Consider the following 21,233-nt stretch of genomic DNA (forward strand, 5'->3'; position numbering starts at 1 on the left):
CCATGATTCTGCCATTATAAAGAAACTGTGTCTTTATTTTTTATAAGTATTTGTTTTTAAAGTGACTAATGAGGGGTTCGCCGTTTTGAACTTACCAGCTTACTGTCAAAAATTAAGCACAAAATTCGAAAGAATTATTGGATTTTTGTGTACATATAGTTGATAACACATTACATATTTACGGCTACAGTAACTGCAAAATAGGTTTTCCTTCTCATTATTTTCCGTAATAGAGTGAACACTTGCATTTTGAATATTCACTTAACAGGAGAATACGATTATGGTATCAATTTCAAATCTTTTTACCACTGTGTTTATAATCATCAAATAATTTATTGAATAATGGCGTTAAATTAGTAGATGTTAATACATTAAGTTCTTTTTTCTTTTTGTTTACAAGTGATATAGTTTCGTTCTTTATTAGGTCAGAAATCTTATCATCTAGGGATGATGTACCTTCTATAAAAATGGGACTATCAATATCTATAGCGGCTCTATAGTTATTTGAAATATCTTTGAAAATTTTTCGTGCATTGGGACCTACCTTGTCTGTTGTGAAAATTATAATTTTATCTGCTTTATACTTTATTGCTCGGTAAATGAATGGGTGGGCATGACCTGCTTCAAATGGTTTATCTTTTAATTCAAAAATCCATGTTTTGCCTCTAAAATCTACAACACAATCTACTTCCTCACTATCTTCCGAAAGACTCCAAATAATTTTTTCTAAAGGAACTCCATTGTTTATTAATGTTTTTGTTAGTAATATAGTCATCCAATGGCTTCCATTTATCATTTTTTTTGCTAAGGGAGTCAATTTGTAGCTATTCTGTGAAATATCTGAATATAGAAGGTCATTGTTTAATAATATCCGTACTGAACTTTCATAATTACTGTTTACACTAGTTGGTTTTAAACTCAGAGACAATGGTTTTGATCGAGATATCATTATAAGTAATTCCTTAAAGGTGTTAACTTTTATTAAATTTGCTGCAGAGACTTCCTTATCATTATAAACAGCCCTTGAAAATTTTCCACTAGGATAAATTCTTGATGTTACTTCCCAATTTGTCCCACTTTGATACCATCCAAAATTAAAATGTCGAACTCGACGACCATCTACTGTGATTTTTATTACGTCCTCCACCTGTTTACAGAATTTGAATAATTTACTTTCATAATTTTCTGGATGCATTGTTATTATCCCTAACTCTATCTTATTCTCCCAGCCCATATGTCTGATATTATGGTTGATAATGTAAAATATATCATTGTTGCTGACAAAAAGATCTGCCCCATGATCGAATGAATTCTCATAATTTACAACATTACAACTTATCCATTTTAATGTATCAATATCTAATGAAACAATTCCAGCAGCAGAAAGTAATCCTATTTTTCCTTCTAATATTAAAAATTTATTTCCGGACATTCGGATGTCGTTCAATACACGGATAAAATCTAGAGGTTGCAAGCCAATCTTTGTGAAGCAACTAAATATTTGGATCATAATTTTATTATTAATAATTGGCATGCTGTATGTAAGGCCATTAACTCAATCATTTTGAGCAGGAATAAGATATCATTCGTATATTTTAGCTCCTTTAAAAATATCGGCAAATGTTGACCAATCTGCTTGGTCAGCATTTTTATTTTGCTTCGTGTTATCATAATATCCCTGTATGTCTTCTGCATACATACTTAGTACTTCCAGTAAATCAGGTATTGATTTATTTTCCCAACTCTCGTTATTTTCCACAAAGTCCTTTTTTAATAATTCAAGGAATTCGACAAAACTTTTTCTATCCGTGACCTTAAAGCTGTTAATATCTTCTTTCATATATTGGAGGGGCAACTAAAATTTGTCTAAATATAACAAATCATTGATAATCAAGGCGAACAAAATAAAATTCAATTAAGCTAAAATTTATAGTAAAAATAAACTAATATATTTAGTTTTATTATTTATCTTTGAATATTGAATAAGGACGGACACGCTCAAAGATAACCGGTTGCTCAACATTCTTTCGTGTTCATCCTATTCAATATTAAATTAAAGCAGGGTAGGGTTTTGTAAGTTCGCTTTATAGTAAAGTAACTTAGGATCGAAATGTCAACTCTGTTGGAAGAAGGCAAAAACGATAAATAGTAATTGCGATGAATGTACCATTGACAACGGAGATCTTGAAGGACTTAAAGCATAAGGGATATAATATCCTGAAGTCCGATAATAGTGTGGATGATGTTATACAACATTTTGTCCCGACAAAAGTAAACGACTTATGGGCGTTTATGAGTGAATTTAAGGAAGAGTCTGCGACAGTAGTGATTGAGCAGATTTTAGACGTTCCAGAAGAAGTGTTAGAAGGAAAATTCTTAAGGGTTTTCTGATTGATCTATTATTTTTAAAAACTATACAGATGAATTTAAAGCAAATATAGCGAGAATATATCCTCAATCAACTTACAGTTGTGAAAACAAGTAAAAGTAAAGCTGTCGTCTAAACATGATATATGACTAAATTACAGTGATATTATACATAATTATTATATAACCACGATTATATAGAAAAAGAGAAATTTGATAAGCATAGCTTTTTTATATTTATTATCCTTAACTTTATGTAGTTTATAAGTCGTCGCTTATACTGTACAATCCTTCGATTAACTTACCATTAATGGCTTCAATTTTTTTTATCGCAGTTACCAACATTTTGTAAGTAAGCGTTTCGAGTGAACCTATGTCAGTGAGGGCACTGATCTCATGTAATCACTATTGTATTTAAATGATATGATTGACATTTTGTAAGAGTTTAATTAAGTATATTTAACATAGTAAGCTAATATTGTTATTTATGAAAAGAAAAGTTTCAGCCACAACTAGATTATTACATGAGTTATTCACTCAATACCAAAGTACTTTTTTGTCTTTTTGTGAATTAATAAATAATTCAATACAAGCAGAGGCTAAAAATATTAATATTGAAATAGATTATGCAAAGGCAAATGAAATAGTCCCAACAGTAATAAAAAAAATTGAAATAAAAGATGACGGAACTGGAGTTCATACTAATAATATCCAAGGAAAGTTATTAGATTTTGGTGATTCTACCAAAAAAGGAGGAAAGGGGATTGGGAGGTTCGCAGCTCTTCAAATTGGTTCGCAAGTTATTATAGAAACTGTTGGCTGTGATAAATTGACTGGCAAATATTCCAAAGCAATCATACCATTTAATGAGCAGTATATCAAAAGTGTAAAGAAAATTGAAGAGCTCGAAATAGATACTGAGGAAAGAGAGTTAAAGGGAAATCATAACACATATTATAAAGTTTTAATAACTAATATCTACGACCAGCACCTCCTTGGAAAAAACTCAAAAAGGAAAATATCGGAACGACTATTGGAGAGTAATTTACCAAACGCTATCTTCGAACGTTATCCAATAGTAATTTTTAATAAATCGGTTCGTTTTAAAATAAATGGAGTCATATTGAAGCCAGAGCAGTTTATTGAAGGAGAACCAATTAGATTGAAATTAATGTATACAGACCAACAAAATGTCAGCCATGATTTATTTTTTACTTTTATACAGCTCAGATCTACTATAGAAGAAGTTCGGGTTTTTCTGACCACTAAAAATGATGGCGTTGACCATATCGTGGGAGGATTTCAGTATGAAGCGGATTGGATGGATCCGAGTGCTAAAGGTTGGTTTGTTTATATACATTCGGATAATCTCGATACTGATTTATACAGAAATTGGAATTTAGACTCATTAGATGATCGAGGTCATAATTTTAAGTTTTTTATTAAAGAACGACTTAATGAGTTTTTCAAAGAAAAAAATAAGAGGTATGAGGATTTTATGGATAAGCTCAGTGGTGATAAGTACTATCCATATAAGGACCTCTCAAATGCGACTTCAAAATCAAAGGTAGTTTTATTCAATAAAGTAGCATATTTTGTCGAACAGCGATATGATTTATTTACTACAAATAAACACTTAAGAGAAATAATTTACCCTTTAATAGATCGTACGATCATCACAGGGGAGCTTGATGATATTCTGCAGAAAATATTAAGATTAGATAGTAAAGTTATAAAAAGGTTTAAAACATTACTAAATAGAGCGGAGATAGAAGATATAATTGAGTTTTCTGAAAAAGTTTCTAAGAAACTTGAGGATATAGATTTTCTTGAGAAAATCACATGTACTGATATATCAAAGCATGTTGCTGAGAGAAAAGAATTACATAAAGTTTTGGAAAAAATGTTGTGGATTTTTGGAGAACAATACTTAGATAGTACTAATTTGCTATCTGATAAGAATTTAGAAAATAATTTGAAAGAATTAGCCGAAAAGACGATGAAGTATAAAGCTGATAGAAAATTAGATAATATTAGCTCTGAAAAAACTTCGAAAGTAAAATCCATAACCGATTTATTTATATACAATGAAAAGCCTATTGATGGAGTTAGAAGAGAAGTGTTAGTTGTAGAATTGAAATCTCCAAAAGTTAAAATTAGTCAAAATGAATTGAACCAAGCTATGAGATATGCTCAAGAAATAGAGCAAAATCCCTTTTATTCTGAAGACATCAATTATCATATTATTTTAGTTAGCTCTGAGATAAGTAGTAATGCTAAATTTCAATTAAACGGAATTACTAAACCACGAGAAAACCCATTCTTTTTCTTTAGGTCAGAAAATAAAAACATAACAATATCTGTTATGAGATGGGGGCAAATAATTGAAATGAACAAACGAAAGTTGAGCTATCTGTCTTCCAAATTGAAAATTAAAGATGTGGATATTGAAGAGAAAATCAATTCGGATTTTAATGAAATTGGTTTTGGTAAAGTACGATCGGTTTTAAGAAAAGTTGCAGTTGCTCATTAGAATATTAATATAGTTTATGATGAGTTTTATTAATAAACGGAAAGCTTAGTTAATAAAAGTAAATATTTTAAAGGTTTTTTGATTTAATAAAGCTTATAAAAGAGTTTAATACATTCTCAAATACAGTGACCGAATATTTATCTATTTCTAAGTTATTGAGGACTTTGAAATAGCTTAAGTCATCGGATAAGGGTAGAGAGTTAGGGGTACTGTCTGATTGCATAATACTCTGAGATAAAATCTGATCAATTTCACCAAAGATAGTGTCTAGTTCATTAGATAATTCTATTTCTAATTGTTTATAATCAATAGCGTAATCTTTTAAACCAAGTCGATTATTAACTAGTGCTTTTACAGCAATAAATATAACTTCTAAAGCGAGTTTATCGTTGATACCTATTTTAGAAGATTTACCAGCCTGAAGCATAAGTAAATCAATAAAAGTATCAGGTCTAGCTAATCTCCAGAATAATCCTTCTTGTTCGATATTTTTTTCGAACTGTTGGAAAATAAACTTTTTCGTTGTTATCATATTAAATTGGCTTTGCATCACTCCACATACGGTCAAACTCTTCTTGATATTCATTGAAAAGCCACTGACCTTTGGATAATTCTATAGTTAAAGTGGATTTACTTTGTTTTTTATAAAAATGAGGACCAATGAACATTACATCATCAATTCTATATATCATAGAAGATAATGGCATATCAATAATCCTAATTTCAACATTCTCTACCTTAGAATAGAAAGTTTTAAAGGTGTCTATCTTCTCTCTAAATAAAACTATGGATTTTCCTTCAATTTTGGCTCTTTTAATTGCGGCATCACTTTCGGTATCTACAAATAATACTCTTATTTTGACAGTGCTTTTCGCAGCCTTTTTTTTAATTATTTCACTAAAACTTTCAAAAAACCCACTTAGGGAATAACCACAAATATCTAAACTGTTCTCTAGATTATTAACTAACTTGTCGTATCTATCTAAGTCCCGTTTTTTAGAAACCCACTGTATACCAGAATCGATGATTATATTATTCATCTTCTGATTGATTTTTTTTACATTGAATTTTCTCCATAAGTCCAAAGCTACCACAATACCGGTTGCAATGAGTGAAGTACCAATAGATATCTTAATATTGGAAACCTGAGGATCTTCTTTACTGGTACAAAAACCAATAGATATTAGATAATAACCTATTCCGAGAATAATTATATTTGTTAAAATATAAGCTTTGTTATTTAGTAAGTACCTTGTTACATTCATCACCAAGTAAGTTAAATAAAAGGATTTGTTCAAATATTAGCATATGTATTTCTTCTTTAGTTAACCAATCGCAATTGTTTTTAAAGCATTCAATTTCATGAAAACTCTTCTGCTCATTGATTAAAGTAAGGTATTCCTTGTAGACATTTCTTTGTAAATCTAATGAGTCTTCATGTATATCTTTTTTTCCCTGTAGGTATTCACGATCGACACCAGTTCGCGAGGAATTTAAAGAAGTTTCTATGTGGTTAAATGGAACATTTAAAAAAAAGGATATGTCAGGAAGAGGCAAAGAATTATGATTAAATTCAAAATCCAGAATCCATTCTTTTAGCTCAGTTTTATCTTCAAGATTTTCTGTCTTAGCACATTGAAATGCAATGTTTGAATTAACGTATCTATCCATAATAATTAAGTATCCATCATTCAACCATTCATTCAGCAATGCTTTATGTTCATTCCTGTCTTCAGCAAATAATAGAGCAACTAGTTTCGGATGTACGTTTTCTAATGGACCTAACTCTCCTCTTAAATATTCGGCAATTAACTTTCCATAAGCCCCTTGATTTAACATAGGAAAGTGAATAAATTTGTGTTTAATCTTTAAATCATTAAATTTGTTTATTAATAATTCGATTTGAGTTGATTTTCCTGCACCATCTAATCCTTCTATTGTTATTATTTTTCCCTTCATCATTAATTAATTTTGAAAAACTCTTGAGATAAAACCTCGACTTCTAAATCATCAGTACTAAATACCAGTGCTAACGTTTCACCTTTTTGTACTATTGATTGTTCTGGTTTTAGCAATAAAACGCCTTCTAGGAACCTATTTTCTTTTTTGAAGAAATTTGAACCGGCCTGAAGCTTTATGTTAACAAAACTACCAATATTTTTTTGATTAATTTCTTCAATTATTCCATTTTTATGAGCATTCACTCGAAACTCTTTGATGTTAAATGTATTGGTGAACGGTAAGGTATTATCTATCTTAAAAATTGTTTCATCACATACTCCATGAGATTTTAGTATTTCTTTAAAAGCGAGATATACATTATTGTTCGCGAACAGATTAATGCATTTTTGTTCAACTATGCTAGGATGAATACTAAATTGTTTAGCGATCAATTTAGCTGTCATTTTTATGACTAATGTCTTTTGCTGATCTAGTAAATTGCTGTCAAATTCAAGATCCGAATATGTCGAAACATTTCTCATTAGACATATACTCTCAATTACCTCCAAATAATTTCCCACGGAAGACCCATACCATGTGTTTGTTTCTGTAAATTCAGCTATAGTATCAATACCAAACATCCTTAATAACGGTTTTATTTGGTCAAAAAAACTATTTGCCGATTTTAGATTTTTTAAGAATGCATTTTTTCCATATCGTACATCAAGCATTAAAGTGTCTACTGGATTTGCTATTTGTTTACTGGCTATACTTGTAATGATGAGTGGCAGCGAATCTACGGTATTAGTTATACTTCTTAATTGGTATAAATTTGTATCCGAAGGATTATAATCTTTGTGGGCTACAGTCATACAGACACCGTCTTTGCTGAGAAGATTAATAGAATCCAAACCTGGATCAGGAAACGAAAAATTAGGAATGCTAGATAGTTTGTCCCAAGTACCACCAGTAAAACTTAGAGTTTTAGCAACTAAGAATGGTGATACAAAATCATATTCCTTTGTTAAACATTTTAAGAGTGCCGGCATTATTAGTGCTATTTTTTCAGAGACGCCTCCAGTTGGATAGCGTCTCAAGAGCTTCTTATTTTGAAATGAAGGCGAATTTCTATAATCAAATGTTTTTCCTGATTCTGCCATTTTTAAACTCAATAGATACTGACTATCTAGATCCAAACCTTTAAATTTAATAAGGTTAAGGATAGTAGTTAGCATTAGAGAATAAATATTGGGCTCTAATGACATACTTACAAATAGTTCTATATCATTTTCACTTAGTTGCTCTTTATTATATAGTTTATAAATTATAGATTTCGTGTTTGGATCGTTCCTCTTTTTTAGATTGAGAACTTTAATTATCTCGTTTTGAATATCAGTTTCCTTAATATCAGTAATTATCGATTCAATATAGGTCGTTATGTTTGGATCATTTTTTAAAATAATCTGAATTATGCTAGATAAGTATTGCTCTTTACCATGTCTAACATTTTTTCTTTGATTTATTAACTTTTCTAAGTTTTGAAGAAGGTTTTTGTTGTTTTCTATATCGTTAAAAACTTCAGTATAATTCATTATATTAAGTGATTTTGCAGTTTTTTAATAATTTTTTTTGCCTCAACGTAGGGATCAGTAAAAGATTGTTCGTGAATGATCAATTTACATTCACTTGTATTACAATACTTCTCTACAGCTTCAATAAACGCATTCTGTAGGATAAATGATTTTTTAAAATCACGGTCTTTATCGAGCTCTCTATTTCGTTTTTCAATAAACTTGGTCCAATTTTCTTCAGTTTGTTTAAAAAAGATAATTATATCCAAATCAGGAAGTAGTTCGAGGTCCTTCTTAGATATGCTTTTTACTTCTTCGTAATACGGATCATCAGGGCATAATAGCCATTCAAGTCCCTCTTTATCATGATACAAGTAAAATAATTTATCATAGCATGAATCTAACATCGTATTTAATCCTTTATCCCTTAGTGCGTTGGCTTTATAATACTGAGGAACTCTAATCGATCTAAACCACATCAAACCTGTGAAGTTTCCACTTATATTGCGTGATCGGACAGCATCAGCCCAGTCTTTTTCTTCTGGTTCGTGAAATGTTTGAATATTCATTATTTCTCCCATTTTCTTTATAGTCGTAGACTTACCACTACCTGGTATTCCAAATGCGCCAATTAATTTTCCTTTAATCATTCTATCTTGTACAGTTTTTTATTTTTTTTTTACTTCTTCATCACTATTTTCGATTAATTTTGCATTCTCATATTTTTTTAATGGTGAATCTGTTTTATACAAAACTTTTCCAGATGGAACTACTTTACTAGATCCATCAAGGTGGGATTCTTGATCATCAAAAAAGATATGTGCTCCAAATGCTTTTAAAACTTTGTCTTTTGATAATCCTCCCATAAAATATGCTTCGTCAACATAAACACCCCAATGACGCAATGTTTTGATTACTCTCATGTGGCTTGGAGCATTTCTTGCAGTTACTATAGCTATTCGTAATGGTGTTAATTCAATTGTTGTAGGTAAAAACTCCTGAATTTTTGATAATTTCCTTAATAACTCTGCGAAAGGACCGTCATTTAATGGTATATCTTCATTATCGGATTCGTGCTTATGAAAGGCTTCAATACCTTTTTCCTTATAAATTTGTTCTGATTCCTCCGAGAAAACAACTGCATCAGCATCAAAGGCAAATTTAACTCTATCCATTTCGGGTATATAATCTGTAGGAGGGGCATAAATTAATGCTGTTGCACATTTTGACGTATCACTTATTTTTTGTACTTCAATTTCATCTTTTGATAAGAATAAATCTACATCAAATGCATCTATAAATGGAGCAAGTGGATCTCCTCCTGAAAATGCCCATCTAGTAATTGGAAGATTAAAGTGCTTAATTGATTTTAAAACCCGCACACCTGTTTCAGGACTATTTCTCGACATTACAACAACTTCAACAATTTGTTTAGACGCGATTTCGTTTAATTTTAATAAGCTTTTAATTAATGGAAAAGCTGTACCTTCTGATAATAACTCATTTTCATGCTCTAATTGATATTTTCTAAATCCTTCGACATTTTCTGTCTGAAATATTTCGTTTTCTATTTCTAAATTGAAGAGAGCCCTAGAAGAAACTCCGACAACTAAAATTTCTGAGAAGTTTAATGCCATAATTGTTTTGCAACTTTTGAATAAATAGTCTCTAAAATATGAAAGTTAAAGACTATTTTAATTGGTTAATAATATTTTCTTTAAAAATAGGAAATGATTTTTTGAAAAAAAACAATAAATTTAATAATTAAAAATATTGATTTTTTACGGATCAAAAATAGAAGTTCTATTAAGATATAAAATACGGGAAACCATATTTTGGCATATTGCTCTGAATCATTGTTAATACTTTAATTTCAAATTTAGGTTAAACAGTTAAAGGCGAGGATATTTTGAAGAGTTTAATATGAATAGAGGCTTTGTAAATATTTTGTCTGCTCCAAAAGATGTGGCGCAAGCAGATATAGTTAAAGGATTTGCCCCATGAATTGTTTGAATTTGTCTAGCTTGTTCTTTAGCCTCACTTGTTTTTTTGTTAAATATTTTGACGAGGTCCCTTTTGCTTCAAAAACATGCCATTCTCCATTTGAAGTTTGTCCAACTAAATCAGGTTCTTTCTGTTCGTTAAAAATAATTCATACGTAGGATAAATAATATAGATGTTGCGAAGATATTTTGTAATTTGACAAAAAATCTATTGCTAAATGAAAAGTGTAATTTAGATCTTCCCTGTGAATTGTGGAGATGCAATACGTATTATTCAAAAAAAAGGTAAAGGTAAGACGGTGGGAAATATCCTTATAGATTCCGGATATATCAATACATACAATGTTCTAAAAAATGGAATAAGAGATATTTTTGATAATAAAGCAAAAATAGATCTTTGGGTTTTGACTCATTTAGACGCCGACCATATCAATGGGGCCGTTAAGTTTTTAAGAGATCCAGAAATCCATGAGAGTGATTCAATTATAAAGGAGCTATGGTTTAATTTTCATGATTCATTTAGGGTTAGAAGATCAAACGGATATGTCAGTTTTGGAAAGGGGATAAAATTAAAGAATGATTTAAAATGAGACTGTAACGTAAACTGTGTCAACAGAATAATTTAATAAGATTTTTTATATTTAATTATTCAAACGACATGGTCATGAAAGAAAAGACCCCATTCGATTTTTCATTCGTATTTGTTTTTTAATTGTATTCAAGAGGGCTTCGCCGTTTTGAACGCTTCAAAGATGAAGCTATGCAAGGTCTTTATAACGGGAAGAGTTTATCTCCCAACGACGGCGTTCTGGCGCCCCTAATGAAGCATTTACTAGAGTCTATGATGGATGGCGAACTAGAGAGTCACCTTCAGGAAGATAAAGCCTCAGGTAATCCCAATCGTCGTAATGGTAAGACTAAAAAGACTGTCCGCGGCCTTAATACAGGTACTTTTGAACTGGAGTCTGGACGGGATAGATCCGGTACATTTGAGCCTAAGGTAATTCCCAAGCGTCAGCTCATTATTACAGAACAATTAGAAGGCCATGTCCTGAGTATGTATGCCAAAGGGATGAGCACACGTGCTATAAGTGATTTTATCCATGAGATGTATGCTATGGATATTTCTGCAACCGAAATATCCCGTATCACAGAAAGTGTTATGCCTGCCGTTAATGAGTGGCGAAGTCGTCCGCTAGAGGCCGTCTATCCCTTTGTTTTCCTGGACTGCATGCATTATAAAGTCCGTCAGAACGGCACGGTTGAATCTAGAGCTATTTATAATATATTAGGTGTAGGAATGGATGGACGTAAAGATCTGATAGGTCTTTATAGTTCAGAGAATGAGGGTGCGAAGTTTTGGCTATCTGTTCTTACAGACCTAAAACAGCGTGGTGTCGAAGACATTCTAATTGCCTGTATCGATGGTTTAAAAGGCTTTCCTGAAGCTATTGAAGCTATTTTCCCTAAAACTAAAGTTCAATTATGTATCGTCCACCAGATAAGATCAAGTATGCGCTATGTTACAGAAAAGGATAAAAAAGCTGTCATTGAAGACCTAAAGCCCGTTTATAAAGCTGTTAACGAAGAAATGGGTTATGAAAATTTAATTATCTTCGAAGAGAAATGGGGTAAGAAATATCCAATTGCTGCTAAATCCTGGTTGGATAATTGGACGAACTTATCTACTTTTTTCGAGTATGATGAGCAGGTCCGCAAGACTATCTACACCACTAATCCTATTGAAGGAATGCACCGTCAGGTACGTAAAATCACGAAGTCTAAAGGTGCATTCAGTTCTGAGCAGGCTCTTATGAAGTTGATGTTCTTGATAATAAAGGACATCTCTAAAAAGTGGACAATGCCGATGCACAACTGGGGCTTGACGATCTCTCAACTTTATATTAAATTTGGAAATAGGCTCAAGCTGGATAGAGGCTTTTAGAATTAGGCTAATTATCCAATGACACAGTTTGAATTACACTCCCCTGAACTCCGTATTTTTATTTAAATAGTTTATAGAACACTGTCGAAATTTTATTGATATTTTTCTAAAGATGTTTTAAATAAATTATCAGCTTCATCTTTAAATCTACTTTTGTTATTCAAAAATGTTGTGAACTTCTCTGCTATATGCTTGTAAATAATTTGATGAGCTTTATTTCCTAAGATTGTTTCATCATAAGGATCCAATTCAAAGTTTTCATTAGTGGCAATATCAAGTAAATTTAGCAAGTCATCCTTTTCAATTTGGTCGATTTCAGTCCAGATTGTTGGATTAGTTTTGTCTTTAATAAGATAACCTTTATGATTTTCAATTTTTAAGTATTTCATATGCTTGTTGTTTTCTTTCGTAGTAAGCTTCTTCACCAGCTTCTAAGCAGTTAAATAAAATATCTATATTTTGTATTTCTTCACCTTCAGAGTTTTTTAGAATTTTACTCATTGGATGACCAAAGAATACCTTATACATTAGTTCTCCATTGTCGATTACTTTATTTGTATAAACTAAGTAATCTGGTTTTATGGATGCTCCAATGGTACTATTATGAGTTACAACAATGACGGGAATTTCTTTAGAAATCTCTTTAATTAATTCATTAACTTCATTTTTAAGAAATATATTATCAAAAGAAGATTCTGGTTCATCAATCATTAAAATATCATGTTTTAATGCATCACTAATTTCATGTAGTAGATTAAATTCTGACCTTTCTCCACCCGAAACAGGAAAGCCGTGCTTGTTTAATGTTTTATATTCTATATCTACAAAATATTTATAATAATCAGTTTCTTCAATAGCAATGTTTTTTAACGACACTAAAAACCTATACGGTTTATCGTAATTATTAAATGCATCACTGAATGCTAATTTAGATTTACTTTTTTTCTGTAATTGAAGTGCACCAGTGAATTTTTTCGTCTTAGCAATAACTTTAAATCCACGAATTTCTTTGCTGTCAATTATTTTTTCAGCTTGTAGTTTATTTACAATTTCATCAAATTTTGAAACCTTTATTTTATCTATTTGGATTTTGTTAAAATCTATATCTTCAATTGAAGTTGATGAGGAACGGATTTTTAAATCATCTTTAATTCTTTCACTAAGATCGTTTACAAAACTTTTTTCAAGATTTTTGATATGTTTTCCTTTATAAGTTTCGATTAATTCGAAAAATAAATCTTTCAAACTAGTTTCGGTTATGTGTTTATTAATTAAAGATTTGTATTCAGTGTTATCTAATAATAATTCAGTTGCCTTTATTAATGCTTTTAAATTCTCTAAATCATCTAATTCATATTTGGTTTCATTATAGAGTTTACATTTTGAAAAACTATCTAATTTATAACTTTCTGAAGTGAATTTTTTAAGTGATTCAAGATACTTTTCTATATCTTGATTATTAGTCTTAATATCAACTTCGTTTACATCATAAATTATATCTTTAAATTCTTTAAGATAGTTTTCAGAAACTAAACTATGTCTTGTTGTAACTAATTCTTTAAATTTTTCTTCATCATTCTGAAGCAATGAAAACTGTTCAATATATTTTACATTTTCAAAGCCACTAATGATTTTTTCTAAAGTGTATGTTTTTCCAGTTGAACGTTCTCCAATAATTACATTAAGTCCCGTAGATAATATAATACCATCATCAGTTGCTTGGAAAAACTCATTTCCTTCTTCTTTAGAAAGATATACCTTATTTTTATCAAATAAACAACCTTTTAATGCGATTAAAGAGTCTTCTGCTGCATCAATATATGTTTGACGTGTTGGATAGTTTGGCATATCCTCAACAAATCTACAATCACTAAAAATAACAGGTACAAGTTTATCTCCTTCAGTTAAACAAGCTTTGAATTTTCTAATACTTGTAACTTCACCACAAAAGATATTATCTCCAAGTTTAACCAATGTTTCAGGCTTTATGTTTGGTTTCTTGTCGTAGTGAGGAATAAGTAAATATTTAGATAATAACGGAAATATCTCAATTAATTGCTCGTATGATATATAGTCAGATTTTAATTTTATAAGGTCTGTAACTTTTTTACATTTTAAATCGAAGTCATCTAAATCTTCATTTTCTGATATTAAAAGCATGTGTCCTGCCTCTAAATCTATTTCTATACCAGGAAATACTTTGATATGTAATTGAGTTGAAATATATTCGAATTGAGATTTATCAAATAGATTATGATTAGTTATTGCAATGCAATCTAATTCTAATTTTTCTACATAATCTTTTAAAGAATTTAAACTGAAAAAAAATTCTCTGTCACTTATCGAAGGAACGGTATGAATGTGTAAATCTACTTTCTTCAAATTTAAGCGGTGTTTTGGTTAAAAATTGTATTTTTTAGTAGAAACTACTACATAATTCGTTTCTGTGTTGAATATATCAATTTAAAATTGAATTATAAAAAAAAATATCTACAATCATTCCCCTTAAGTTTGTAAAATAAATAAACTAGCTGATTATCAGCGTGTTTTCTTTATTCTCAGCGGAGAGGGTGGGAATCGGATCCTACATTAAATAATTTGGGACGATATTAAATTTCCCCAACAAAAACATCATAGTAATCACTTAATCCCTGTTTTTAACCAAACGAGGAGCTTTCTTCTTTTCCGCATAATGCTACATATCATTAGCAATGAATAGCGGTCTAACTTGTTCATTAAAATAAGGTTCACAATCCAGAAAAATTCGCAACGCTGTTTTAGCAGTATTGAAATATCCATTATGGTAATTATCACCTATCCAGCCTTGAACCTGCGTGTCAGTTATTGTGCTCGAAGAATCCAAAAGAATATCTTTGTCTTCATCGCCAAATCTTTAAATTTTTTGTTGTTCAAATAATGCAATAATCATTTCTAACCTAACAATGGGTCAAGCAAGTCCAACGGCTAATTCCAGCATTTGATTTATTGATATTTTATAAATTCTTTTTTAATCTTTAGACCCCTATAATGAGAAATAGGAATAGGGTCTCCAGGAAGAACTATTGATGCCATTGGTACTACTTGGTCGAACATAGATTTTGGATATTCGCCATCATCTAGTTTGATTTGGTTTTTATCAAAGTATTCGATATTATATTTTCGAGATTCGAGCTGGTATAATTGACCATCTTCCATAGGTATATAGTCAATCATGATCCCAAATTGTTTTCCGTTTGATTCTGTATTAACTCTTACAATTGTTTCTTTCATATCATATTGCTTAAACATTTACCCCTTATTGTCTTTATTAACCTCTGCTTTTGTATCACCATCAACCACAATTATTTCAACGATTACATTTACCATTAACTTGGATAGGGAGCCCTCAGCGTTCTTCTTCGGTTCCTTTTGGTATTAAATAATGAATTGATTATCTAAAATTTAAGATTGATAATTTTGTTTGCAACTTGCCGACAATGTTCAATATTACCGACAACTCCAATGGTTGCAATTTCTATTTCATGTAAAGTCTGTGCAATGGTTTCCTTATCCGATCCAGTATTTTTTAACTCAAATATTGTCGGTGTATAAATTTGATATTCATCTCTTGGTGCGATATCGTTAACTCCAATTGGGTCCCAGTCTTTCCATAATATTAGGTCGATTGCTTCATAAAGATTGGTAGGTTCTTCGTTTTTAAGAAGCTTATAAAAGTCTGTGACAAGTGATTCTATGCAAGTGTGGTCTGTTTGAAAACTGAATTTTAAGCAATGCTCTTCATGTGAACCACCAACTTGTCCACATACAATTACTTGTCTATGAGGCTTCATTTGAAAATTTATAGTTGCGTCACTGTCGTTGTCTTCAAATATTGTGTTGCCAAACATTGTTTGATTCATTATTGTCAAGTCCGAACACAACTTTTCTATTTGTTCACGCCTAACGCAAAAATGTGAAGTTCCGCTGAAGCCATTTGAAGAAACTATCAAGTCGAAAGTAAAATTGATTTGAACTAAATATCTAGTCGCAAACGAAAGCCGTTCAGTTTCGCTGTTAGTTTTTAGTTCAATTATGTTATCAAGTACTATCATTCTATTTTTGTTTTATGTTCTATAATTTTTACAGACTTGGCGTAATGGCTAGTTTCGGAGACCAAAACTTTATGTTAAAATATTGCTAAAATGGATACCAATAAAGCAATGGCATAAAATCTAAATATTTTTATAGGTTTTTGCACCAGTTATTCCACTTCAAAGTACACCACTTTTGATGGTTATTTAGGAGCTGTTTGATGCAGTCTGATACACTTATATATTACTGATCATTCTTGGAACTGCGAAGCAATCATGAATACAGTTAAAAGCAGATAATTATGAATAAAAGATGCCTATGGCCTTTTTTGATGCGTCACACTTCCCCTTGCTTATCCTGCATCGAGATAGTTTAATATCTCAAGTTCAAGCTCTGAATCTTTAAGCTTTTTCTCTAAGGCACTTATACGCTCCTGCTGTGGTGTCTGTTTGACATTTGCATTGTCAGGAAAACTGCCTGCTCCGAAATCTTCTGATTCTTTACGCCATTTATATAATTAAGGGGTTGATACACCTAATTCACGGGCTAGCTCAGAAATATTTTTCCGGTCTTTACTCAACTCAACTGCACGTTCTTTAAAGGTGCGATCATATTTTCTTACGGATTTTATTCATCGTTTCAAAATTAATATATTTATTGTTCTTAACTTACAATGCCGACTAAGTTAGCAACTCCATTCTTTTATTTTTGTGCTAAGTACCATTCGATTGCTCGTTTTTCTTCCACCTGTAAAAAAGCATCTTTACCCTCATTGTAATCGTTTCCATCCTGCCATTCGTGCTTTATCAACCCTTCTTTCAAAGCCTGGTATTCATCTTTCACGTTAGGATGCGTTCTTAAATAATCCCGAAAAGCAATGTGTCGCACCCAATTTTCTGAATTTTTTGGAATTACATGGATATGTGCAATTCGCAAAGCATGGTCATTCAACCTGTCTGGAATTTTGTCAAAAGTTCCAATGCAGGTAGGTAATCCGAGTTTATCGGGTTTTTCTCTAAGTAATACAAAGAAACGTCTGTAAGGCATGTCGATATTATATTTCTCATAGTATACGTATTGCCTGTTAGCCAGCAATGCTGGTACTTTATCAAGATCGTTTTCATCTTCCAATCCAACAATAATGTCAATAATTGGTTTTGCAGACAGTCCTTCTACAGATGTGCTGCCTATGTGGTCAACTGATGCCTTTATCGGAAGCAACAGTTTATCCAATTCCCGTTTGATAGTGTTGAACTGATCTTTCCAAGTGGGATTATAGGGTTCAAAGGGTAGTATCATTGCTTTTTTTATTATTAGTTCTATTTCTGTGCATATTTAACCTGTAATACTATCGATATCTATTGTCATTGCGTATTTCTTACACTTTTACTTGACAAAATTAGTCAATTACCTACATCAAACTGTTAACATATCTATACGATTCATATTCATTTTGTAATGTTTATGTTATCTTAATCCTAGCTGTAAGTAGCAACTTTGTATCAACAGATTTTAGCAAAAGTAATTCGCCATTACATTAGCTAAAATTAAAAAAAGGCCGCATCTTTTGGTGTGAAACAAAATCAATGTCGGCCTCTTAATAAAAACAGAGTTTTTATGTGGTACAAAGTTAAAGAATTAATTGGATCGGGACTAAACATAAGTCAGATTCATGTTGAAACCGGTTTAGACCGGGCTACAGTACGCAAGTATCTGTCACTTTCAGAAAAAGGTTTCCATGACTGGATCTCACGGCCCAGAAATCTCCCCAAGAAACTTTCGGTCTATTACAGTTATGTTAAAGAAACCCTGGAACTTCAGCCCTATCTATCCGCAGCACAGGTTGAGGATCGCCTTATGGAGCGATATTCCGACCTCCCTACGGTACATAGCAAAACCATCTATAATTTTGTCAGGAACATCCGTCTTGAACATGGTCTGGTAAAATACAGGGATAAACAGGCGCGTGATTATGAAAAATTGCCGGATACACCTTATGGCCAGCAGGCACAGGTTGACTTTGGACAGGCCTTTATGCAGACCGACACCACTTACCAGATGAAAGTTTACTTCTTTGCAATGGTACTGAGCCGCTCACGGCAAAAGTTTGTTCACTTCCAGAACCATCCGTTTACCACAACAACAGCTGTTTATGCACATGAACTTGCTTTTGAGTTTTTTCAGGGTATCCCTCAGCAGATCATCTATGACCAGGACCGGCTATTTATCCAGGAAGAAAACCTTGGCGATATCCTGTTGACTGACGGTTTCCGTTCTTTTTGTGACAGTAACCCATTTGAACCAGTGTTCTGCAGAAAGGCTGACCCTGAATCAAAGGGAAAAATAGAAAATGTGGTCAAATATGTAAAGCATAACTTTCTTCGTGGACGCTTATATAAAACAGTTCCTGTCCTGCAGAAAGAGGCTCTGGACTGGCTTAAAAGACGTGGCAACTGAAAAGTACATGGCAGCACCGGTAAGATACCCCATAAGGAGTGGCTGATGGAGCAAAAGTATCTGCAGTCTATCACTGCTGTTCCAACTTTACCTAAGACAATGTTACCTGAATACTTTGTAAGAAAAGATAACTGTATTACCTATCGTGGCAATTACTATAGTCTTCCATCTGGAAGTTATAAAGGTCAGGGAACCAAAGTACTGCTTGAAATCAAGGGGAGCAGTATGTGCATCTATAGCGAAGCGAATCAGATAGTGGCACGGCATATCATCTCACAGCAGAAAGGCTATATCGTACGTCTTGAAGGACATAAAAGAACCGGTTCAGACCGTGTTGAACAAACAACAGCAGAAGTGACCGCTCTTTTTAACAATAATAATGGGGTCATTTATCTTACGCTTTTAAAAGAAAACAGACCGAGGTATTACCATGACAGCCTAAAAGTGATCCTTAAAAATCTCAGGAGTGCATCGCAGGAATCTATAGATCAGACATTGGGCATATGTCTGGAAAACAAAATCTTCAATGCCTATGAATTCTCCCAGGTTCTCAATCTGCAGAAGAAACTGCATCCTGCAGGCACAGAATATCTAACAGTCGGATCCAGTGCTGACACTACGCATTTACAGCAGGGCCTGGATCCTGAAACCAGTAATATCAATTATTATGAATCTATACTCAACTAATCATGGAACAGATCAAACAAATCAAAGAACATGCAGAGACATTGCGTCTGACCAATCTCAAAAAAGCTCCGGAAGAACTGATCCATCGGGCACAGATCGATAAACCGTCCTATATGGATTTTATCATGGAGATATTGGCAAGTGAAGTGAGCTACCGAAAATCGGCAGATCTGGAAAGAAGAATCCGGCTGGCCAAATTACCCAAGCATAATGATCTGGACAGCTATGACTTTAATGTGTCCAACGGATTATTAAAGGCTGAACTGGCTCAGCTCAGAGAGTTGTTGTGGCTCGAACAGAATTATAACCTGATACTGATGGGACCCAGCGGAACAGGAAAAACATATCTGGCAGCGGGGCTGATCCATGACGCTCTGATTGCCGGCTACCGTGCATATTTTCTGAGTATGGAGGAACTAACCAATATCCTCAAGATGAAGGATATCACTGTATCGGCAATGAATGCGTATAACCGGCTATTAAAAGCACATGTACTGGCTATTGATGATATCATGCTTTTCCCTATCAATAAAGTTCAGGCTGTGGCTTTCTTCAATATGATCAACCACCTCCATGAACAGGCATCCATCATTATCACAACCAATAAGTCTCCAAAACAGTGGGCAGAAACGCTTGAGGACGAAGTGCTGGCAACAGCATTATTGGATAGATTATTATATCGATGTGAGGTTGTTAAATTGAAAGGAACAAGTTATCGGATGGATAACAGACAAACGATCTTCCCTGAAAAAAAACAAGAAAATACACAGGAAAAGTAAATGTATTTTTTTGAAGAAAAGTGGTGAAATACTTTTGCTAAAAATTGATGAAAGTAAATTTGCTATTTACACTTATCTTCCTGAAGGTGACTCTCTCTAGCTCGCCATCCATCATAGACTCTAGTAAATGCTTCATTAGGGGCGCCAGAACGCCGTCGTTGGGAGATAAACTCTTCCCGTTATAAAGACCTTGCATAGCTTCCTCTTTGAAGCGTTCAAAGTCGAATGGGGTCTTTTCTTTCATGACCATGTCGTTTGAATAATTAAATATAAAAAATCTTATTAAATTATTCCGTTGACACAGTTTACGTTACAGTCTCGAAAATACCGAGAACGGAACCTATTTTATGGCTACTATAATCTTCAAGATGTAATGTGAGTATTTGTTTTAAGTCCATCGGATCAAGTTTGTTGGCCATATCATATCGCTGTATTTAAAGCGACAAGGTAATTCTTTCTTGATCTTTTTAAAGTGGCACAAATCGCATCGTAATATCCACTGGTTAAATGTGCTGACCGATCTCAATACAGATAAATGTCTGGGAGTTATTTCATAGACATCCATTTGTACGTGATCAATTAACTATCTTTTACTATTCGAAATTTTTAACAGTCAAGTCCTAATAAATGTCTAATATTTGTTATTTTTCTACTTGAGGTGTTTAAATCAACAGATAGATATTGCTTTACTTCCGCTATTTGTTCGTACATACCTCGATTTTGAAAAGATTCGGTACCAGTTTTACTTATGTCTATTAAAAAAAGTTCCCATACTGTTACTAAATATTTAAAATAGGTATTCCATTCTAATATTAAGTTTTGTACTAAAATTTGATTTTCCATTATGTCCTCAGAAATTTCATGATTTAATGCTTGATC

Annotated in this window: 22 protein-coding genes and 1 pseudogene; 7 read left to right on the forward strand and 16 right to left on the reverse strand. The window is 32.3% G+C overall.

Annotated features, from left to right (window positions below; translation table 11 throughout):
* Nucleotides 1-292 precede the first annotated feature (292 nt).
* Together WH188_RS05820 and WH188_RS05825 are read right to left on the reverse strand one after the other, a co-directional pair.
* Entirely contained in the window at nucleotides 293-1,432 is a 1,140-nt protein-coding gene (locus WH188_RS05820) for a hypothetical protein (protein WP_339423502.1), read from the reverse strand.
* A 150-nt stretch (nucleotides 1,433-1,582) separates the two neighbouring features.
* A complete protein-coding gene (locus WH188_RS05825; protein ID WP_339423503.1) occupies nucleotides 1,583-1,840 on the reverse strand; it encodes a DUF7660 family protein in 258 nt (85 codons plus the stop codon).
* Nucleotides 1,841-2,157: 317 nt separating this feature from the next.
* Between WH188_RS05825 and WH188_RS05830 the strand changes: the two genes are divergently transcribed.
* The gene (locus tag WH188_RS05830; protein WP_168126463.1) at nucleotides 2,158-2,391 is read left to right on the forward strand and encodes a hypothetical protein; all 234 of its coding nucleotides are present in this window, start codon (nucleotides 2,158-2,160) and stop codon (nucleotides 2,389-2,391) included.
* A gap of 463 nt (nucleotides 2,392-2,854) precedes the next feature.
* Complete coding sequence (locus WH188_RS05835; RefSeq protein ID WP_339423504.1) at nucleotides 2,855-4,900, forward strand: ATP-binding protein; 2,046 nt, start codon at nucleotides 2,855-2,857, stop codon at nucleotides 4,898-4,900.
* Nucleotides 4,901-4,967: 67 nt separating this feature from the next.
* Here the strand turns inward: WH188_RS05835 and WH188_RS05840 are convergent, their stop codons facing one another.
* From WH188_RS05840 to WH188_RS05865, 6 genes are read right to left on the reverse strand one after another with little or no spacing between them, the layout of a single operon-like run.
* The gene (locus WH188_RS05840; RefSeq protein ID WP_339423505.1) at nucleotides 4,968-5,432 is read right to left on the reverse strand and encodes a hypothetical protein; all 465 of its coding nucleotides are present in this window, start codon (nucleotides 5,430-5,432) and stop codon (nucleotides 4,968-4,970) included.
* A gap of 1 nt (nucleotide 5,433) precedes the next feature.
* Nucleotides 5,434-6,165 (reverse strand): hypothetical protein, encoded by a 732-nt coding sequence (locus tag WH188_RS05845; RefSeq protein ID WP_339423506.1) that lies wholly within the window; start codon nucleotides 6,163-6,165, stop codon nucleotides 5,434-5,436.
* Complete coding sequence (gene tmk, locus WH188_RS05850) at nucleotides 6,137-6,862, reverse strand: dTMP kinase (RefSeq protein ID WP_339423507.1); 726 nt, start codon at nucleotides 6,860-6,862, stop codon at nucleotides 6,137-6,139. Before tmk ends, WH188_RS05845 begins: the two co-directional genes overlap by 29 nt.
* A complete protein-coding gene (locus WH188_RS05855; RefSeq protein WP_339423508.1) occupies nucleotides 6,862-8,433 on the reverse strand; it encodes a hypothetical protein in 1,572 nt (523 codons plus the stop codon). The genes tmk and WH188_RS05855 overlap by 1 nt, the downstream gene beginning before the upstream one ends.
* Nucleotides 8,433-9,062, reverse strand: a complete 630-nt coding sequence (locus WH188_RS05860; RefSeq protein WP_339423509.1) for a hypothetical protein — start codon at nucleotides 9,060-9,062, stop codon at nucleotides 8,433-8,435. Before WH188_RS05860 ends, WH188_RS05855 begins: the two co-directional genes overlap by 1 nt.
* Nucleotides 9,063-9,080: 18 nt before the next feature.
* Nucleotides 9,081-10,049 carry a 5'-nucleotidase gene (locus WH188_RS05865; RefSeq protein ID WP_339423510.1) on the reverse strand — a complete coding sequence of 323 codons (969 nt, stop codon included), beginning with the start codon at nucleotides 10,047-10,049 and terminating at the stop codon, nucleotides 9,081-9,083.
* Nucleotides 10,050-10,660: 611 nt separating this feature from the next.
* Here WH188_RS05865 and WH188_RS05870 point away from each other — a divergent pair.
* Together WH188_RS05870 and WH188_RS05875 are read left to right on the forward strand one after the other, a co-directional pair.
* Nucleotides 10,661-11,005 carry an MBL fold metallo-hydrolase gene (locus WH188_RS05870; RefSeq protein WP_339423511.1) on the forward strand — a complete coding sequence of 115 codons (345 nt, stop codon included), beginning with the start codon at nucleotides 10,661-10,663 and terminating at the stop codon, nucleotides 11,003-11,005.
* 170 nt (nucleotides 11,006-11,175) lie between these two features.
* Nucleotides 11,176-12,360: an IS256 family transposase gene (locus WH188_RS05875; protein ID WP_339423512.1), complete on the forward strand. Its 1,185-nt coding sequence runs from the start codon at nucleotides 11,176-11,178 to the stop codon at nucleotides 12,358-12,360.
* A gap of 92 nt (nucleotides 12,361-12,452) precedes the next feature.
* Here the strand turns inward: WH188_RS05875 and WH188_RS05880 are convergent, their stop codons facing one another.
* The 6 genes from WH188_RS05880 to WH188_RS05900 all read right to left on the reverse strand — a co-directional run bounded on the left by WH188_RS05880 (nucleotide 12,453) and on the right by WH188_RS05900 (nucleotide 17,730).
* The gene (locus tag WH188_RS05880; protein ID WP_339423513.1) at nucleotides 12,453-12,749 is read right to left on the reverse strand and encodes a hypothetical protein; all 297 of its coding nucleotides are present in this window, start codon (nucleotides 12,747-12,749) and stop codon (nucleotides 12,453-12,455) included.
* Nucleotides 12,730-14,742, reverse strand: a complete 2,013-nt coding sequence (locus WH188_RS05885) for a histidinol-phosphatase (RefSeq protein ID WP_339423514.1) — start codon at nucleotides 14,740-14,742, stop codon at nucleotides 12,730-12,732. The genes WH188_RS05880 and WH188_RS05885 overlap by 20 nt, the downstream gene beginning before the upstream one ends.
* A 600-nt stretch (nucleotides 14,743-15,342) precedes the next feature.
* Complete coding sequence (locus tag WH188_RS05890; RefSeq protein WP_339423515.1) at nucleotides 15,343-15,630, reverse strand: hypothetical protein; 288 nt, start codon at nucleotides 15,628-15,630, stop codon at nucleotides 15,343-15,345.
* A 164-nt stretch (nucleotides 15,631-15,794) separates the two neighbouring features.
* The gene (locus WH188_RS05895) at nucleotides 15,795-16,451 is read right to left on the reverse strand and encodes a hypothetical protein (protein WP_339423516.1); all 657 of its coding nucleotides are present in this window, start codon (nucleotides 16,449-16,451) and stop codon (nucleotides 15,795-15,797) included.
* A 497-nt stretch (nucleotides 16,452-16,948) separates the two neighbouring features.
* Nucleotides 16,949-17,062, reverse strand: a complete 114-nt coding sequence (locus tag WH188_RS26280; RefSeq protein WP_445265586.1) for a transposase — start codon at nucleotides 17,060-17,062, stop codon at nucleotides 16,949-16,951.
* A gap of 71 nt (nucleotides 17,063-17,133) precedes the next feature.
* Nucleotides 17,134-17,730, reverse strand: coding sequence for a GrpB family protein (locus WH188_RS05900; RefSeq protein WP_339423517.1), 597 nt, complete (start codon nucleotides 17,728-17,730; stop codon nucleotides 17,134-17,136).
* Nucleotides 17,731-18,288: 558 nt separating this feature from the next.
* Here WH188_RS05900 and WH188_RS05905 point away from each other — a divergent pair.
* From WH188_RS05905 to istB, 3 genes are read left to right on the forward strand one after another with little or no spacing between them, the layout of a single operon-like run.
* The gene (locus WH188_RS05905; RefSeq protein ID WP_339423518.1) at nucleotides 18,289-18,888 is read left to right on the forward strand and encodes a DDE-type integrase/transposase/recombinase; all 600 of its coding nucleotides are present in this window, start codon (nucleotides 18,289-18,291) and stop codon (nucleotides 18,886-18,888) included.
* 45 nt (nucleotides 18,889-18,933) lie between these two features.
* On the forward strand, nucleotides 18,934-19,575 hold the full coding sequence (locus tag WH188_RS05910; RefSeq protein ID WP_339423519.1) for a hypothetical protein: 642 nt from the start codon (nucleotides 18,934-18,936) through the stop codon (nucleotides 19,573-19,575).
* Between the two features lie 2 nt (nucleotides 19,576-19,577).
* Complete coding sequence (gene istB / locus WH188_RS05915; RefSeq protein WP_339423520.1) at nucleotides 19,578-20,354, forward strand: IS21-like element helper ATPase IstB; 777 nt, start codon at nucleotides 19,578-19,580, stop codon at nucleotides 20,352-20,354.
* 71 nt (nucleotides 20,355-20,425) lie between these two features.
* On the opposite strand, the pseudogene WH188_RS05920 reads toward istB, so the two are convergent.
* Both WH188_RS05920 and WH188_RS05925 read right to left on the reverse strand, forming a co-directional pair.
* Nucleotides 20,426-20,598 (reverse strand): annotated as a pseudogene (locus WH188_RS05920) (IS256 family transposase); the annotation flags it as partial.
* Nucleotides 20,599-20,960: 362 nt separating this feature from the next.
* Nucleotides 20,961-21,233 (reverse strand): hypothetical protein (locus WH188_RS05925; protein WP_339423522.1); only part of this gene is annotated, 273 nt, incomplete at its 5' end.

Source organism: Sphingobacterium sp. MYb388 (genome assembly GCF_037479535.1).
In the GTDB taxonomy this organism is placed as follows: domain Bacteria; phylum Bacteroidota; class Bacteroidia; order Sphingobacteriales; family Sphingobacteriaceae; genus Sphingobacterium; species Sphingobacterium anhuiense.

Excerpts from the sequence above, each read along its gene's own strand:
- WH188_RS05835 (WP_339423504.1), top strand. The coding sequence starts at position 2,855 with ATGAAAAGAAAAGTTTCAGCCACAACTAGATTATTACATGAGTTATTC.
- WH188_RS05845 (WP_339423506.1), bottom strand. The coding sequence starts at position 6,165 with ATGAATGTAACAAGGTACTTACTAAATAACAAAGCTTATATTTTAACA.
- WH188_RS05890 (WP_339423515.1), bottom strand. The coding sequence starts at position 15,630 with ATGAAAGAAACAATTGTAAGAGTTAATACAGAATCAAACGGAAAACAA.
- WH188_RS05875 (WP_339423512.1), top strand. The coding sequence starts at position 11,176 with ATGCAAGGTCTTTATAACGGGAAGAGTTTATCTCCCAACGACGGCGTT.
- WH188_RS05910 (WP_339423519.1), top strand. The coding sequence starts at position 18,934 with ATGGAGCAAAAGTATCTGCAGTCTATCACTGCTGTTCCAACTTTACCT.
- WH188_RS05830 (WP_168126463.1), top strand. The coding sequence starts at position 2,158 with ATGAATGTACCATTGACAACGGAGATCTTGAAGGACTTAAAGCATAAG.
- WH188_RS05855 (WP_339423508.1), bottom strand. The coding sequence starts at position 8,433 with ATGAATTATACTGAAGTTTTTAACGATATAGAAAACAACAAAAACCTT.
- WH188_RS05865 (WP_339423510.1), bottom strand. The coding sequence starts at position 10,049 with ATGGCATTAAACTTCTCAGAAATTTTAGTTGTCGGAGTTTCTTCTAGG.
- WH188_RS05880 (WP_339423513.1), bottom strand. The coding sequence starts at position 12,749 with ATGAAATACTTAAAAATTGAAAATCATAAAGGTTATCTTATTAAAGAC.
- WH188_RS05840 (WP_339423505.1), bottom strand. The coding sequence starts at position 5,432 with ATGATAACAACGAAAAAGTTTATTTTCCAACAGTTCGAAAAAAATATC.
- tmk (WP_339423507.1), bottom strand. The coding sequence starts at position 6,862 with ATGATGAAGGGAAAAATAATAACAATAGAAGGATTAGATGGTGCAGGA.
- WH188_RS05820 (WP_339423502.1), bottom strand. The coding sequence starts at position 1,432 with ATGTCCGGAAATAAATTTTTAATATTAGAAGGAAAAATAGGATTACTT.
- WH188_RS05900 (WP_339423517.1), bottom strand. The coding sequence starts at position 17,730 with ATGATACTACCCTTTGAACCCTATAATCCCACTTGGAAAGATCAGTTC.
- istB (WP_339423520.1), top strand. The coding sequence starts at position 19,578 with ATGGAACAGATCAAACAAATCAAAGAACATGCAGAGACATTGCGTCTG.
- WH188_RS05825 (WP_339423503.1), bottom strand. The coding sequence starts at position 1,840 with ATGAAAGAAGATATTAACAGCTTTAAGGTCACGGATAGAAAAAGTTTT.
- WH188_RS05860 (WP_339423509.1), bottom strand. The coding sequence starts at position 9,062 with ATGATTAAAGGAAAATTAATTGGCGCATTTGGAATACCAGGTAGTGGT.
- WH188_RS05895 (WP_339423516.1), bottom strand. The coding sequence starts at position 16,451 with ATGATAGTACTTGATAACATAATTGAACTAAAAACTAACAGCGAAACT.
- WH188_RS05905 (WP_339423518.1), top strand. The coding sequence starts at position 18,289 with ATGGAGCGATATTCCGACCTCCCTACGGTACATAGCAAAACCATCTAT.